The sequence below is a fragment of the Streptomyces sp. NPDC037410 genome (genome assembly GCF_055602235.1).
On record NZ_JBVJWR010000001.1, the window covers coordinates 142,704 to 156,931 of the forward strand.

General features: G+C 73.6%; 13 protein-coding genes. 8 read left to right on the forward strand and 5 right to left on the reverse strand.

The features are described 5' to 3' along the window. Window positions 1-231: 231 nt before the first annotated feature. Genes ACZ7HT_RS00655 through ACZ7HT_RS00670 form a run of 4 tightly spaced genes read left to right on the forward strand, consistent with a single transcriptional unit; the run spans window position 232 to window position 3,686 of the window. Window positions 232-1,155, forward strand: a complete 924-nt coding sequence (locus ACZ7HT_RS00655; RefSeq protein ID WP_471158274.1) for an ABC transporter ATP-binding protein — start codon at window positions 232-234, stop codon at window positions 1,153-1,155. After that, entirely contained in the window at window positions 1,152-1,874 is a 723-nt protein-coding gene (locus tag ACZ7HT_RS00660) for an ABC transporter permease (protein WP_471158276.1), read from the forward strand. Before ACZ7HT_RS00655 ends, ACZ7HT_RS00660 begins: the two co-directional genes overlap by 4 nt. 19 nt (window positions 1,875-1,893) lie before the next feature. Next, window positions 1,894-3,084 (forward strand): sensor histidine kinase, encoded by a 1,191-nt coding sequence (locus ACZ7HT_RS00665; RefSeq protein ID WP_471158278.1) that lies wholly within the window; start codon window positions 1,894-1,896, stop codon window positions 3,082-3,084. Further along, window positions 3,081-3,686 (forward strand): response regulator transcription factor, encoded by a 606-nt coding sequence (locus ACZ7HT_RS00670; RefSeq protein ID WP_359516619.1) that lies wholly within the window; start codon window positions 3,081-3,083, stop codon window positions 3,684-3,686. The genes ACZ7HT_RS00665 and ACZ7HT_RS00670 overlap by 4 nt, the downstream gene beginning before the upstream one ends. Here the strand turns inward: ACZ7HT_RS00670 and ACZ7HT_RS00675 are convergent. The 3 genes from ACZ7HT_RS00675 to ACZ7HT_RS00685 all read right to left on the reverse strand — a co-directional run bounded on the left by ACZ7HT_RS00675 (window position 3,683) and on the right by ACZ7HT_RS00685 (window position 8,553). Further along, window positions 3,683-5,107, reverse strand: a complete 1,425-nt coding sequence (locus tag ACZ7HT_RS00675) for an MFS transporter (RefSeq protein ID WP_471158281.1) — start codon at window positions 5,105-5,107, stop codon at window positions 3,683-3,685. The genes ACZ7HT_RS00670 and ACZ7HT_RS00675 overlap by 4 nt on opposite strands. Window positions 5,108-5,179: 72 nt before the next feature. Next, window positions 5,180-6,370, reverse strand: a complete 1,191-nt coding sequence (locus tag ACZ7HT_RS00680; RefSeq protein ID WP_471158283.1) for a lipid-transfer protein — start codon at window positions 6,368-6,370, stop codon at window positions 5,180-5,182. An 11-nt stretch (window positions 6,371-6,381) separates the two neighbouring features. After that, entirely contained in the window at window positions 6,382-8,553 is a 2,172-nt protein-coding gene (locus tag ACZ7HT_RS00685) for an acyl-CoA dehydrogenase (protein ID WP_471158285.1), read from the reverse strand. 334 nt (window positions 8,554-8,887) lie between these two features. Here ACZ7HT_RS00685 and ACZ7HT_RS00690 point away from each other — a divergent pair, with 334 nt between their 5' ends. From ACZ7HT_RS00690 to ACZ7HT_RS00700, 3 genes are all read left to right on the forward strand, one after another. Continuing rightward, a complete protein-coding gene (locus ACZ7HT_RS00690) occupies window positions 8,888-9,469 on the forward strand; it encodes a hypothetical protein (protein ID WP_471158287.1) in 582 nt (193 codons plus the stop codon). Window positions 9,470-9,547: 78 nt separating this feature from the next. Beyond that, window positions 9,548-9,952: a DUF4259 domain-containing protein gene (locus ACZ7HT_RS00695; protein WP_471158289.1), complete on the forward strand. Its 405-nt coding sequence runs from the start codon at window positions 9,548-9,550 to the stop codon at window positions 9,950-9,952. Window positions 9,953-10,027: 75 nt separating this feature from the next. Next, window positions 10,028-10,855 (forward strand): hypothetical protein, encoded by an 828-nt coding sequence (locus ACZ7HT_RS00700; protein ID WP_471158291.1) that lies wholly within the window; start codon window positions 10,028-10,030, stop codon window positions 10,853-10,855. Here ACZ7HT_RS00700 and ACZ7HT_RS00705 read toward each other — a convergent pair. Then, window positions 10,836-11,369, reverse strand: a complete 534-nt coding sequence (locus ACZ7HT_RS00705) for a hypothetical protein (protein ID WP_471158293.1) — start codon at window positions 11,367-11,369, stop codon at window positions 10,836-10,838. The genes ACZ7HT_RS00700 and ACZ7HT_RS00705 overlap by 20 nt on opposite strands. Window positions 11,370-11,465: 96 nt before the next feature. On the opposite strand from ACZ7HT_RS00705, the gene ACZ7HT_RS00710 reads away from it, so the two are divergent. Then, a complete protein-coding gene (locus tag ACZ7HT_RS00710; protein WP_471158295.1) occupies window positions 11,466-12,095 on the forward strand; it encodes a class I SAM-dependent methyltransferase in 630 nt (209 codons plus the stop codon). Window positions 12,096-12,097: 2 nt separating this feature from the next. On the opposite strand, the gene ACZ7HT_RS00715 is transcribed toward ACZ7HT_RS00710, so the two are convergent. Beyond that, complete coding sequence (locus ACZ7HT_RS00715; protein ID WP_471158297.1) at window positions 12,098-14,011, reverse strand: hypothetical protein; 1,914 nt, start codon at window positions 14,009-14,011, stop codon at window positions 12,098-12,100. Window positions 14,012-14,228 lie beyond the last annotated feature (217 nt).

The window sequence follows — 14,228 nt, forward strand, 5'->3', positions numbered from 1 at the left end:
GTCCGCACCGTCGGCCGCACCGAGGCCGTGCGGGGACCGTCCCGTACACGCCCGTTCTAGAACGCGTTCTAGGTCGGTGGACCCCATGTATAGCCGAGGCGGGGAAAGTTGGGAACCCTCCCGGCTCCTTACATCTGACCCCCCGTCAGACGCGCCCGGTACATTTGTCACGGCCCAGTCCGTACATTCACGCCTGCCGGACCAAGGGCCCCGCTCCGTAACGTCATGGCCATGAAGAACGAGACAGCGGTCGCCTTCACCGGAGTCACCCGGTCCTTCGGACCGGTCCGCGCCGTGAACGGCATCGGCCTCACCATCCGACGCGGCGAGACCGTCGCCCTGCTCGGCCGCAACGGTGCCGGCAAGTCCACCACCATCGGCCTGCTCCTCGGCCTCGACGAGCCCGACGGCGGCCACGTGCGGCTCTTCGACGGCACCCCGGCCCAGGCCGTCGCCGCCGGCCGGGTCGGCGCGATGCTCCAGGACGGCCGCCCGGTCCCCCGCGTCACCGTCCGCGAGCTCGTCACCTTCGTCGCCCGGACCTACCCCAAGCCCATGCCGGTCGCCGAGGCCCTCGCGCTCGCCGACCTCACCGACCTCGCCGGCCGCCGGGTCGACCGGCTCTCCGGCGGCCAGGTCCAGCGCGTCCGCTTCGCCGTCGCCCTCGTCGGCAACCCCGAGCTGATCGTCCTCGACGAGCCCACCTCCGCCCTCGACGTCGAGGCCCGCGAGGTCTTCTGGGAGTCGATGCGGGGCTACGCCCGGCGCGGCAACACGGTCCTGTTCTCCACCCACTACCTGGAGGAGGCCGACGCCAGCGCCGACCGGATCGTCGTCATCGACTCCGGCCGCGTCCTCGCCGACGGCACCAGCGAGCAGCTCAAGCGCGCCGCCGGCGGCAACCTCGTCTCCTTCGACCTGGCCGGCGCCCCCAGTGAGGGCCTGACCCTGCTCCCCGGAGTGACCGCCGTCGAGATCCGCGGCGACCGCGCCCTGCTCCACACCGACGACTCCGACGCGACCGTCCGCGCACTCGCCGACCGGAACGCCATCCGGGGCCTCGAAGTCGCTCCCGTGTCCCTCAACGACGCCTTCCTCGCCCTCACCGCTCACGCCCCTGCCGCGCAGGACCGCCCCCTGGAGACGACCCGATGATCACCGAGTACGTACGCCTCGAAGTCCGCCGCACCCTGCGCGACACCGGGTTCGCCATCGGCACCATCGCCGTCCCGGTGATGATGTACCTCCTCTTCACCAACCTCGGCGGCCAGAACGAACCGGAGTGGAAGGCCGCCTCCATGGTCGGCATGGCGGCGTACGGAGCACTCGGCTCCGCCCTGTCGATCGGCACGGGCGTCGCCGAGGACAAGGGCTCCGGCTGGCTGCGGCAGCTGCGGATCACTCCCATGAGCCCGCGCCAGGTCGTCATCGGCCGCGCCCTGACCGGCTCGGTGGTGGTGCTCCCGGCGATCCTCGGAGTCCTCCTCGCCGGCGGCCTGTTCAACGACGTCCACCTCGCGGCCTGGCAGTGGGCCGTGGTCGCGCTCGCCCTCTGGCTCGGCTCGCTCCCCTTCACCCTCCTCGGCATCGGCAACGGCTACCGGCTCACCGCGCAGACGACGGGCGTCGCGAACATCGCCTGCAACCTGGGCCTCGCGGTCCTCGGCGGCCTGTGGTTCCCGGTGAGCCTCTTCCCCGGCTGGCTGCGCACCCTCTCCGAGTACACCCCGACCAACCGCTTCGCCGAGATCGGCGTCTCGGTCACCTCCGGACACGCCCCGGGCGTGGCGGCGCTCGTGGTCATCGCGGTCTGGGCGGCACTGTTCGGTGTGTACGCGGCGACCTCGTACCGTCGTTCGGCACGGACCGCGTGAACGAGCGGACACATCGGAGATGACGGAGATGGGGGACTCGGGGATGAAGGACGTCCGGAAAGTGTGGACCGGCGCCGCGAAGGAGCGGATGCGGTCCCGGGGCGAACGGGGGCCGAGCGGACTGAGCCTCCTCCCCTGGCTGCTCATGGGCCTGGGCGCGCTGTCCCACCTCCTCGGGGGCAAGGCCCCCAACCCCTGGCTCGGCGCGCTCGGCCTGCTCGCCTTCAACACCCTCTACATCGCGATCGTCTTCCGCGCCTTCGACCGGCGCGCCCGCGAGTCGTGGGCCACCTGGGCCCTCCTCGTCGCCCTCGGGGCGCTGACCTTCGCCCTCGCCATCGGCTACGGCCGCGAGTGGCTGCTCCTCTTCCCGCTCCTGGGCCTCGCGGTCGGCGCGGCGGTACGGGGCAAGGAGCGGCTGCGGTTCATCGTCTTCCCGCTGGTCGCGGCGGTAGGGGCGGTCACGTTCTGGCGCGACGGCTGGGACTCCTTCGGCGTCGTGTACGGCACGTTCATCTCCATCATGGTGACGGCGGCGATCCTCGCTCTCGACGAGACGGTCCGGGAACTGCGGGCGACCCGGCAGGAACTGGCCAGGACGGCCGTCGAGAAGGAGCGGCTGCGGTTCTCGCGCGACCTGCACGACCTGCTCGGCCACACCCTTTCGGTGATCGTGGTGAAGTCGGAGGTCGTCCGGCGGCTCGCCCCGCGCGACCTGGACGCGGCCCTCGCGCAGGTCGCGGACATCGAGTCGGTGGGCCGTCAGGCGCTGACCGAGATCAGGGAGGCGGTGACCGGCTACCGCGAGGGAAGCCTCGCGACCGAGCTGGACCGGGCCAGGGACGCGCTCTCCTCGGCCGGCATCGAACCGGTCGTACGCCGCAGGGGCCCGCTCCTCGAACCCCAGACGGAAGCCCTCCTCAGCTGGGTCGTACGGGAGTCGGCGACGAACGCCGTCCGCCACTCCGGCGCCTCCCGCTGCGAGATCGACCTCTCCGGTACCGCCGACCGGGTCCGGCTCACCGTCACGGACGACGGCCGCGGCCCTGCCGCCGGCACCCCGGGGAGCGGCCTGCGCGGCCTGCGCGAGCGGGTCACCGCGGCAGGCGGCACTCTTGACTCGGGACCGGCTCCGCGGGGCGGGTTCCGGGTCACCGCGGAACTCCCCGTGGAGACCCCCGTACCGCACGAGGGGGAGCCCACGGAATGATCAGACTGCTGCTCGCCGAGGACCAGGGCATGATGCGCGGGGCGCTGGCCCTGCTGCTCGGGATGGAGCACGACATCGAGGTCGTCGCCCAGGTCGGCCGCGGGGACGAGATCGTCGACGCGGCCCTGGTCGCCCGGCCCGACGTGGCCCTCCTCGACATCGAGCTGCCCGGCCGCTCGGGCCTCGACGCGGCGGCGGACCTGCGGGACGAGGTCCCGGACTGCCGGGTCCTCATCCTCACCACCTTCGGCCGCCCCGGCTACCTGCGCCGCGCGATGGAGGCGGGCGCGGCGGGCTTCCTCGTGAAGGACGGCCCCGTGGAGGACCTGGCCGAGGCGGTACGCCAGGTGCTGCGCGGCGAGACGGTCATCGACCCGGCCCTCGCGGCGGCGGCCCTCAGCGCGGGCCCGAACCCCCTGACGGGCCGCGAACGCGACGCCCTGGCGGCCTCGGTGGACGGCGCGACCATCGCGGACATCGCCGCCACCCTCCACCTCTCGGAGTCCACCGTCCGCAACTACCTGTCCTCCGCGATCGGCAAGACGGGCACGCGGAACAGGATGGAGGCGGTGCGGGCGGCGCGTCAGCAGGGCTGGCTCTAGCTCTTCGTGCGCCTCGGGAGCCACAGCAGCATCAGCAGGGCCGCGGCGACGAGGACGGACGTCGAGACGCGGAAGGCCGCCGCGTAACCGGTGGTGAGGCCGGCGGGGGTCGCGGCGGGGCCCGTGACGGCCGTCGCGACCGTGGTCAGGATCGCGATGCCGAGCGCCCCGCCCATCGTGCGGGAGGTGTTGACGAGGCCGGAGACGAGGCCCGCGTCACCCGGGGCCGCGCTGGAGGTGGCGAGGGTGGACAGCGGCGTGGTGGCCAGGCCGATGCCGCCCATCATCAGGATCCCGGGGCCCAGGATCGTCGTCAGGAAGCCGCCGTCGGCGGTCATCGTGGACTGCCAGGCGAAGCCGGTGGCCCCGATGAGCGCGCCCGTCACCGCGAGGTTCCGGGCGCCGACGGACGGCATCAGACGCGGCGCCAGCTTCGAGCCCAGGACGACGCTGAGGGAGCTGGGGACGAGCGCCAGACCGGCCTGGAGCGGGCTGTAGCCGAGGACGCTCTGCGCGTACGTCGTCATGAAGAACCACATGCCGAAGGAGCTCGAACCGCACAGCAGGATCCCCACGTTGGCCGCCGACACCGCCCGCGTACGGAACAGCTTCAGCGGCATCAGCGGCGCCGCCGTGCGGGACTCGACCGTCACGAACACGGCGAGGAGCCCGAGTCCGCCGAGCAGCGTCAGGACGGTCGCCGGGTCGGTCCAGCCCGCCGCCTCCGTCTGGACGATGCCGTACGCGAGGGTGGCGAGGCCCGCCGTGACGAGGACGGCGCCCGGCAGGTCGACGCGGCGGCCGCCGCCGGTGCGGCTCTCGCGCAGCCAGAACACCGCGGCCGCCAGGACGAGGACCCCGATCGGGACGTTGACGAGGAGGACCCAGCGCCAGGACAGCAGGTCGACGAGGAGCCCGCCGACGAAGCCCCCCGCCGCGCCGCCGGCCGCGCCCACCGCCGTCCAGGTGGCGATGGCCCTGGCCCTGGCGGATCCGGCCGGGACGGCGGCGGTGACCAGGGTCAGCGTCGCCGGGGAGAGCACGGCCGCGCCGAGGCCCTGGACCGCGCGGCCCGCGACGAGCTGCCAGCCCTCCTGGGCGAGGCCGCCCGCGACCGAGGCGGCGGTGAAGAGCCCGAGCCCGAGCAGGAACATCGCCTTCCGCCCGTAGAGGTCGGCGGCCCTCCCGCCGAGCAGCATGAACCCGGCGAAGGCGATGGCGTACGCGTTGATCACCCATTGGAGACCCGCCGCCGTGAGCCCGAGGTCGGCCCGCATCGACGGCAGCGCCACGTTCACGACGGAGACGTCGAGGACGACGAGGAACTGCCCCGCGCTGGCGGTCAGGACGACCGTCCAGGCGCGGCTCCTGGGGACGGACGGGGTATCGGACGTGCTCGTGGCGGAGTCGGTCTGCGGCATGAGTGTGATGGTCGCAGACCGCTTCCGCCCCGTACATGGGGACAAAGCCCCAGGTCCCGTACGGCTGTGGCGCTACGCCTTCCGCAGCAGGGTCACCACCGCGGCCCCGCCGAGGCCGATGTTGTGGGCGAGTCCGACCCGCGCCCCCGCCACCTGCCGGGGTCCCGCCTCGCCGCGCAGCTGCCAGACGAGTTCGGCGGCCTGGGCGAGGCCGGTCGCGCCGAGCGGATGGCCCTTGGAGATGAGGCCGCCGGAGGGGTTCACGACCCAGCGCCCGCCGTACGTGGTGGCGCCGGACTCGACGAGCTTGCCGGAGGCGCCCTCCTCGCACATGCCCAGCGCCTCGTACGTCAGCAGCTCGTTGACGGAGAAGCAGTCGTGGAGTTCGACGACGTCCACGTCCTCGATGCCGAGGCCCGAGCGCTCGTACGCGAGGCGGGCGGCGGCCCGGGACATGGGGCGGCCGACGGCGTCGATGCAGGAGCCGGAGGCGAAGGACTCCTCGGTGTCGGTGGTCATCGCCTGGCCGGCGATCTCCACGGCCCGGTTCCGGAGCCCGTGTTCGGTGACGAATCGTTCCGACACGACGAGGGCGGCGGCCGCGCCGTCGGAGGTGGGCGAGCACTGGAGCCTGGTGAGCGGCCGGTGGACGGTCTTCGCGGCGAGGATCTCCTCGACGGTGTGGACGTCCTGGAACTGGGCGTTCGGGTTGTCCGCCGAGTGCCGGTGGTTCTTGGCGCCGACGGCCGCGAGCTGCGCCTCGGTCGTCCCGTACCGCTCCATGTGCTCCCGGGCGGCGTTGCCGAAGATCTGGGCGGTGGGCGGGGACATCTCGAAGCCGTGGGCGGCGGCCATGATGCCGTAGTGCCGGGCGACGGGAGACGTCGAGAAGTCCCCGGCCCCTGCCCCGCCCCCCAGTGAACCCCGGCTCATCTTCTCGAAGCCCAGGGCGAGGACGCAGTCGGCGATGCCGCCCTCGACGAACTGCCGGGCGGTCATCAGGGCGGTGGAGCCGGTGGCGCAGTTGTTGTTGAGGTTGTAGACGGGGATGCCGCTGAGCCCGAGCTCGTACACGGCGCGCTGGCCGGCCGTGGAGGCCTGGAAGCAGTAGCCGACGGCGGCCTGCTCCACGCGCGCGTAGGGCACGCCCGCGTCGGCGAGGGCCGCGGTGCCCGCCTCCTTCGCCATGTCCCAGTACTGCCAGTCCCGGGTCTCCGGCTTCTCGAACTTCGTCATTCCGACGCCGACGACGTACGCCTTCATCGTGTGCCCTCTCAGTCCCTGGGAAGGCCGAGCAGGCGCTCGGCGACGACATTGAGCTGTACCTGGGTGGTCCCGCCCGCGATGGTGAGGCAGCGGGACATGAGCAGGCCGTGGACGGCCCGTTCGCCGGGGCCCTCGCGCACGGCGCCTTCGGGGCCGAGGAGTTCGAGGGTGAGTTCGGCGAGCTTCTGCTGGTGGAGGGTCTGGACGAGTTTGCGGACGCTGGCGCCCGCGCCGGGTTCGAGTCCGGACACCTGGAGCAGGGTGGTGCGCAGGCCGATGCACGCGAGCGCGTGCGCCTCGGCGAGCAGGGCCCCGATCCGTACGCGTACGGAGCTGTCGGCCGTCTCCGCCCGGTCGATGAGCGCTTCGAGGCCGGTGTCGAAGGCGACCTGGTCGGCCATGTGGACGCGTTCGTTGCCGAGGGTGTTGCGGGCGACCCGCCAGCCGTCGTTCACCTCGCCGACGACGGCGTCGGCGGGGAGGATCGCGTCGTCGAACCAGACCTCGTTGAAGAGGGAGTCCCCGGTGATCTCCTTGAGCGGCCGGACGTCGATCCCGGGGGTGTTCCGCATGTCGACGAGGAAGTAGGTCAGCCCCTGGTGCTTGGGGGCGGCGGGGTCGGTGCGGGCGAGCAGGATGCCGTGGTGGGCCCACTGGGCGGCGCTCGTCCACACCTTCTGCCCGTTGATCCGCCAGCGCCCGTCCTCCGTCCGGTCGGCCCGGGTGCGGAGGGAGGCGAGGTCGGATCCCGCGCCGGGCTCGGAGAAGAGCTGGCACCACAGGCGCTCGCCGCGCAGGGTCGGGCCGAGGTGCTCGGCCTGCTGGGCGGGGGTGCCGTGGGCGAGCAGGGACGGCACCACCCAGGTGGCGATGCCGAGCCCGGAGACGGTGATCCCGGCCTCGTCCAGCTCCCGTTGCACGGCGAGCTGCTGGAGGGGGCCGGCGCCGAGTCCGTACGGCTCCGGGAGGTGCGGGGCCGCGTAGCCGGTGGGGGCGAGGGCGCGCCGGGCGGCGGCCGGATCGAGCCCGGCGGCGGGGGCGACGGCTTCGCGGGCCTCGCGGCGGTACGCGTCGGCCTCGGGCGGCAGGTCGAGGCGGAGGCCGCGGCGGACCCCGGCGGCGGCGTGCCGGAGGGCGGCGAGCCGGTGGTGGTCGCCGGTGCCGAGGAGCTGGCGGGCGACGAGGGCGCGGCGCAGCAGCAGATGGGCGTCGTGCTCCCAGGTGAAGCCGGTGCCGCCGAGGATCTGGATGCAGTCCTTGGCGCAGGTGTACGCGGTGTCGAGGGCGGTGGCGGCGGCGAGCGCGGCGGTGAGGGAGCGGGCGGCGTCGTGGCTGTCCTGGCCGGCGCGGGCGGCGTCCCAGGTGAGGGCGCGGGCCTGTTCGAGCCGGACGAGCATGTCGGCGCAGAGGTGTTTGACGCCCTGGAACTGTCCGATGGGCCGGCCGAACTGCTCGCGGGTGCGGGCGTGTTCGGCGGCGGTCTCGACGGCGCGGGCGGCGGTGCCGCAGGCGTCGGCGGCGAGGAGGACGGCGGCGAGGTCGTGGACGAGGGCGGTGTCGAGATCCAGGGCGTGCGCGGCCGGTACATGGGCGGCGCGGGCGGTGATCTCGGCGGTGGGCCGGGTCGGGTCGGCGCTCTCGTGGGGCCGGACGGTGAGGCCGTCGGTGTCGGCGGCGAGCCAGACGGAGCCGTCGGCGGTGGCGGCCCGGAGGAGGACCAGGTCGGCCTGGGCGCCGCCGAGGACGGGGGGTGCGGTGCCGTCGAGGAGGTATCCGCTCGCGGTGCGGACGGCGGTGAGGGTGCCGGTGCCGCTGAGGGCGACGGCGCCGATCCGCTCCCCACGCGCGAGCGTGCCGGCCGAGTCGTGCCGCCCGCACCGGTGGAGGAGTTCGGCGGCGAGTACGGAGGGCAGGTAGGGCCCGGGCAGCAGGGCCCGCGCCGCCTCCTCCACGACGACGGCGAGGTCCCCGAGGTCGCCGCCCCCGCCGCCGTACTCCTCGGGGAGGTGCAGCCCGAGCAGCCCCTGCTCGGCGGCGGCGTCCCAGTACGAGGGCCGTCCGGTGGCGGTGTCGGGGACGTCCAGGTGCTTGCGGACTTCCTCGGGGGGTACGGCGCGGGCGAGCCAGCCCCGGACGGATCGGGCGAGCTCCCGCTGTTCGTGCGTGATGGCGATGCCCATGCGCCGCAGACTAGAACACGTTCCATTCTGACGGAAGGTCAGAAACGAGAGGAGATGAAACCTGCGCGGCACGGAGAGCGGACGTCCCGACCGGCCCCGGGGCACCTCGCCCTCACCCCCGACGGCGAGCGCCGTCTGACCGAAGTCGCGACTCACGTCGCCGAGTTCCGCACCCGCTCCGTCGAGGGCATCACACCGGACGAGTACCGCACCGCCGTCCGCGTCCTGGAGCGCATGATCGAGAACCTGGAAGCCCCAAGACCCTGACACCGCGCCGTGACAGCATGCGTCCCGGGGACCAGGCAGTGCAGAGAAGCACACGGAGGGGTGCGACATGGACGCAAGCTGGACGGCACTGCTGATCGCCCTGGTGGGCGTCGCGGGAACGCTGGGAGCCGCGCTGCTGACACAGACCCGAGCGGACCGCACCAAGCGCATGGAACTCCAGGCCGCCGCCGAGCAGCGACGCGAGGAACGCGCGCATGCCGCGCAGCTGCTGAACGCGGAGCGGGCCCGGCAGGCGCAACACGAGAGTCTGGAACGCCGGCGCGCCTGCTACATCACGCTGAACACCGCGGCGCGCCAGTACGTGACGTCGATGACCAACCACGTCCACGCACTCCTCCGCGGCGAGGACGTCGTCACGTCCCTGGAGAAGCTGGAGGCGGCCCGACTGACGTACCGGGACAGCTACGCCGAATCCCAGATGATCGTCCCGGACGCGGTGGCGCGTGCGTCCAGCGAGGCCAAGCGGCACATGAACGCCGCGTACGCGAAACTCCGGGACCTCGCAACGGACCCCTCCGTGAACGCGGAGGAACTGGCGGCCATGCAGGTCGAACTCCACGAGGAGACCTGGCCGTACCTGGCGGCGATGAAGAGCTCCATGCGCAGAGACCTGGCCGTCGAGGACTGAACGATCCCCCGTTGTCAGTGGCGCCTGCCACGATCCCTTGAGACGGAGACCTGAACGACTTCAGAAGGCGAGTACGCCATGGGCACCTGGGACATCGGCCCCTTCGACAACGACACCGCCGCCGACTTCTCGTACCGGGTGGACGAGGCCCCGGAGGAGAAGCGGGCCGAGGTGCTGCTCGCGGCCTTCCGCGAGGTGACCGCGACGGGCGAGGAGTACCTCGACTCGGACGTCGCCGTGGAGGCCGTCGCGTCGGCGGCCCTGGTGGCGGCGCAGTGCCCGGGCGGCGACCCGGTGACGACCTCGTACGCCCCGAAGAAGCCGCTTCCGGAACTCCCGCCGGAACTGCGCCCGGTGGCGGTCGAGGCCCTGGACCGGATCCTCACCGAGCCGTCCGAGCTCCTGGAGCTCTGGGAGGAGTCGGACGGCGAGGCGTGGAAGGCGGGCGTACGGAGACTCCGGGCCGTCCTCGCGGTGAGCTGACCGTACGCGGAGAACCCGCCCGGGCCGGGCCGGTTCCTCAATCTGGTACCCCGCGGAGGGCGTTACGCTCCCGGCATGTCGAGCATGCGCGCGGTGATCCTGGAGCATCGGCGGGGTGAGGGACCTCCTCCGTACGAGCGGGTGCGGGGCGCCGGTGAGCCGCTGGCCCGGCGGGACGGGGTCGCCGTCCACGGACGGGTCGGGGCGGTCGCCGGTGTCGGCAGCGACGGGCGCACCCTGTGGACGCACGCCTTCGCCGGGCGGCCCAACGCGGCTCATGTCTCGGGTGGGCGCGTTCTCGTCACCACTGATTCGCTGGAGTACACGCCGTGGGGCTTCCTCGGTCCCGCGTACCTCCTCGACCTGGCCGACGGGCGGGTCGTCGCCGAGCTGCGCGGTGAGCGGGGGGTCGCGCGGGGCGGCGGGCGGTTCCTGCTGGGTCTTGAGGGTTACGGGATCTTCGAGACGCGGGAGTACGACCGGGACGGTGCCGAGACGGATCGCTGGGACTCGTACGGGCATTACGTCGTCGGGAGTGGGGTTCGTGTCGTCGAGGCCGACCGGCGGGTGCCCACTCAGGGGCGGGTCGTCCGCCTTCTGCCCGGTGGCGTCGTCACGGCCGGGCCTCGGCTGAGCGATCCTCAGCCGCCCAAGCCGGTCGTCCTTTCCGACGGCACTGTGCTGGTCCTGGACGGTGGAGTGATCCGGGCCGTGGGGCGGGACCTCGGCGCGACCGTTCTCGCCGAGTTGAAGGCCCTCGCCGATACGCGGTGCATCCGGACCCTACGGCGGGACGGAGATCTGCTCGTCGCGAGCATCGCGGAACCGCACCCTGCCGATCCGGCCCGGTACACGGTCGACACCTGGACACTGCGGCTGTCCCCTACCGGCGGCGGTGCCTGACCGCGAGCACGACCGACGTCACGGTCGCTCCGGCCGCGACCAGCGCCAAGCCGGCCAGGCCGGGGTTGACCCACCACGGGACGATCTCCTCGCCCGCGCACACCAGACTCACGGGCAGCGCGCTGCTGGAGTCGGGCTCCGCCATGTGGCCCGCGTTGAACCAGCACGCGTCCTCCGGCTGGAGGGACGGCAGGTACGAGAGCCCGTACACGTGCAGTGCCCCGCCCGCGACGAAGGCCGCCCCGGCGACCCAGGCGGCCTTCCTCGCGGGGGTACGGCGGGGCCGGGGCGGCGGGGGCAGGGCGGCGTTCTCCCGCCGGGCCCGGAGCAGCCCCCCGTACGTGATCCCCGCCCACACCGGCAGGACGAGGGCGAGGATCGCCATCCCTATGAGGGTCGCCACGGTCAGCCGCCGGACGAAGACGACTTGCACCGGCGCGCTCCCGCCGGGTTCCGGGTGATCTCCATGGTGTTCCTCCACGACGCGGGTGATCAGCGCGGTCGAGTCTGCCACCGAGAGAGCGGGCGGACGGAAAGACGGTGTGGTTCGCGTGCGGCGCGTAGGGCACGATGGGCGCTCGTACCCGCGTACCCGCCAGTAGGAGTGACCATGTCCGTGCCCGCGCCCGCGATTCTTGCCGCCTTCGAGGCCGCGAAGGGCTTCATGCCCGCCGGGGAGGGCCTTGCGCTGTACGAGGCCGCCGCCGAGGCCGCGAAGCTCGGGCTCCCGCTGCTCGAGGTCGGGACGTACTGCGGCCGGTCGACGATCCTGCTCGCCGACGTGGCCCGGCAGGCGGGGACGGTCGCCGTGACCGTGGACCACCACCGGGGCAGCGAGGAGCAGCAGCCGGGGTGGGAGTACCACGACACGAGCGTCGTCGACCCGGAGGTGGGGCTCATGGACACCTTGCCGACCTTCCGGCGGACCCTCCACAAGGCGGGCCTCGAAGAGCACGTGATCGCCGTGGTCGGGCGGTCGCCGCAGGTCGCGAAGGTGTGGGGCGGCCAGCTCGGCTTCGTGTTCATCGACGGCGGGCACACGGACGAGCACGCCACGAACGACTACGAGGGCTGGGCCCCCAAGGTCGCCCCCGGGGGCCTGCTCGTCATCCACGACGTCTTCCCGGACCCGGAGGACGGCGGCCAGGCGCCGTACCGGATCTACCTGCGCGCCCTGGAGTCGGGTGACTTCGAGGAGGTCTCGGTCACCGACTCGCTGCGGGTGCTGCGCCGCCGCTGACCTCAGAACAGCGAGGTCACGTACAGGCAGTTCGTGTAGCTGTAGCCCGGTTCGATCTTCGCCTTGCTCGACTTGGTGTCGCCCGCCGTCGACGTGCCGGTGGCCGACCGCTTCTGGAGGAAGTGGTAGTCGCCGGCGGGCAGCAGCAGGGTCGCCTTCGGGTACTTCGAGGACGGCCCCGTGCAGGCCTTGATCTTCGGCGAGTTCACGAGCAGCGGGGCCTGGTACTTCTTGCAGGTCCCGCACGCCCGGAGGGTGACCTTGCCGGTCATCGGGCCCGTGTAGAGCAGCTCGACCTCGCCGGGCCCGTCGTTGCTGACCACCATGACCATCCGGGTGCCGCCGGGGACGTCGGCCGGCGGCAGGCTCTTCCCGGCCTCCGGCTCCTCCTCGGCGATCTCGGCGGCGATGGCGATCGAGCGGGCGTGGGCGGCCTGCGGGCTGTTCGGGTACGTCTTGGCGTAGTCCGTCATGGCAGTGGCCGCCTCGCTGAACTCCTTGTCCTTGAAGTGGTCCGTCCCACAGGCGAAGTCGCCCTTCTGGACGGCCGCCGCCGCTTCCTTCGCCGCATCTTCGAGGGACGGGTCCGTCATGTTGTCGAGCGAGGAGCGGAGCGCGCGCAGCTGGTCCGTGGCGTCGCAGGGCTCGGTGCCGCCGAGGGCGGTCGTCCGGGTCCTGATCGCCGCCCGGACGGCCGGTTCGACGCGGGTCGCCTGGGCGGACTTCGGGAAGGTGCCGAGGAGGTCGCTGAGGCTGTCGCTCGCCGGCGGGTTCGCCGTCTGCACGCCGAGCGCCGCCGTCCCGCACTGGTAGAGCGACTCGGCCAGCGGCTCGTCGGTCTTGGCGGGCCGGGAGCCGAGCAGCTCCTTGTCCACGGTGGAGGGGAGCTCCCGCAGGTGCTTGAGCGGCGGGACGGCCGCGCAGTACTCCTTCTTCCCGTACGGGGCCGAGACCGCCTTGTAGTACGCGTCCAGGCGGTCGGGGACGAGCTTCCCCGCCCGCGAGCCCGCGTGCTTCGTGCCGAGGTCCGCGTAGGTGTCGAGCGCCTTGCGGTACGTCGGCTCGGCCTTGTCGAAGGCGAGGCCGTCGGCGGACTTCACGAGCGCGTCCGCCGCCGCGAGCCGCTCCAGCAGCGCCTGCTCCTTCGCCTCGTCGCGGGCCGCCCCGTACGCGAGGGAGCCTCCGGCGGGCACGGCGAGCAGGACGAGCGCGAGCGGCAGCGCCAGGCGGCGGAACGAGGCGCCGACCCGGAGGGTGGCGCGCAGTCCGCGGCGGGCGCCGTCGGCGGCGACGGCGAGCAGGAAGACGCCGTAGCCGACGAGGAGACCGAACGGCACGCCGTCGACGTCGGCGGGGAGCGCGGCCACGAGCAGGCCGCCGGTGGCGAGCCAGCAGAGCGCGGCGCCGACCCAGTTGCGCAGGAGGACGTAGCCGAGACCGAGGCAGGAGAGGTTGAGCAGGCCGATCATGGCGGCCTGCGCCGGATGCGCGTCGCCGGGGGGCGGCCCGTACGAGGGCGGCGGCCCGTACGGCGGAGGCCCGTACCCCGGCGGCCCGAACCCGGGCGGCGCACCGGGCGGCGTCGGCCCGCTCCCGGCCCCGCCCCACCCGGGCGCGACCGCGGGCCCGGCCGGAGCACCGGCCCCGGCGGCGGCGAACGCGGCGGTGGGGAGGTCCGGCGAGACGGGCGCGGGCTCAGGCGGAGAGCCGGCCGCGGCGGCGGCGAGCTGAGCGGTGGGCAGGTCTTGCGAGACCGGAGCGGGCTCGGGCGGAGAGCCGGCCGCGGCGGCGGCGAACGCGGCGGTGGGGAGGTCCGGCGAGACGGACGCGGGCTCGGGCGGAGAGCCGGCCGCCGCGCCAGTCGCGGCACCGGGCGGGGTACCAGCCGCCGCACCGGGCGGGGTACCGGGCGCCATACCGGCCGCGCCTCCAGGCGGGGCACCAGCCGCGGCCGCCAGCGTGGTCGTGGGCTGATCCTGTGGAACCTGCGGGGGCGCGGCGCCCGGCGGCGGGCCGAAGGCCGGCGTCGGCGTCCCCGCGCCGGGGGCGACTGGACGTGCGGGCGCCGGAGGAACCCAGGGCGGTTCCCCCGCACCCGGAGCGCCTCCGGAAGGCGCCCCGGCCCGGGCGCCC

What these genes read in the sequence shown, in the direction of transcription:
- ACZ7HT_RS00715 (WP_471158297.1), bottom strand. Translation starts at nt 14,011, where the DNA reads ATGGCGCCCGGTACCCCGCCCGGTGCGGCGGCTGGTACCCCGCCCGGT.
- ACZ7HT_RS00690 (WP_471158287.1), top strand. Translation starts at nt 8,888, where the DNA reads ATGGACGCAAGCTGGACGGCACTGCTGATCGCCCTGGTGGGCGTCGCG.
- ACZ7HT_RS00660 (WP_471158276.1), top strand. Translation starts at nt 1,152, where the DNA reads ATGATCACCGAGTACGTACGCCTCGAAGTCCGCCGCACCCTGCGCGAC.
- ACZ7HT_RS00665 (WP_471158278.1), top strand. Translation starts at nt 1,894, where the DNA reads ATGACGGAGATGGGGGACTCGGGGATGAAGGACGTCCGGAAAGTGTGG.
- ACZ7HT_RS00680 (WP_471158283.1), bottom strand. Translation starts at nt 6,370, where the DNA reads ATGAAGGCGTACGTCGTCGGCGTCGGAATGACGAAGTTCGAGAAGCCG.
- ACZ7HT_RS00670 (WP_359516619.1), top strand. Translation starts at nt 3,081, where the DNA reads ATGATCAGACTGCTGCTCGCCGAGGACCAGGGCATGATGCGCGGGGCG.
- ACZ7HT_RS00710 (WP_471158295.1), top strand. Translation starts at nt 11,466, where the DNA reads ATGTCCGTGCCCGCGCCCGCGATTCTTGCCGCCTTCGAGGCCGCGAAG.
- ACZ7HT_RS00700 (WP_471158291.1), top strand. Translation starts at nt 10,028, where the DNA reads ATGTCGAGCATGCGCGCGGTGATCCTGGAGCATCGGCGGGGTGAGGGA.
- ACZ7HT_RS00655 (WP_471158274.1), top strand. Translation starts at nt 232, where the DNA reads ATGAAGAACGAGACAGCGGTCGCCTTCACCGGAGTCACCCGGTCCTTC.
- ACZ7HT_RS00695 (WP_471158289.1), top strand. Translation starts at nt 9,548, where the DNA reads ATGGGCACCTGGGACATCGGCCCCTTCGACAACGACACCGCCGCCGAC.
- ACZ7HT_RS00675 (WP_471158281.1), bottom strand. Translation starts at nt 5,107, where the DNA reads ATGCCGCAGACCGACTCCGCCACGAGCACGTCCGATACCCCGTCCGTC.
- ACZ7HT_RS00685 (WP_471158285.1), bottom strand. Translation starts at nt 8,553, where the DNA reads ATGGGCATCGCCATCACGCACGAACAGCGGGAGCTCGCCCGATCCGTC.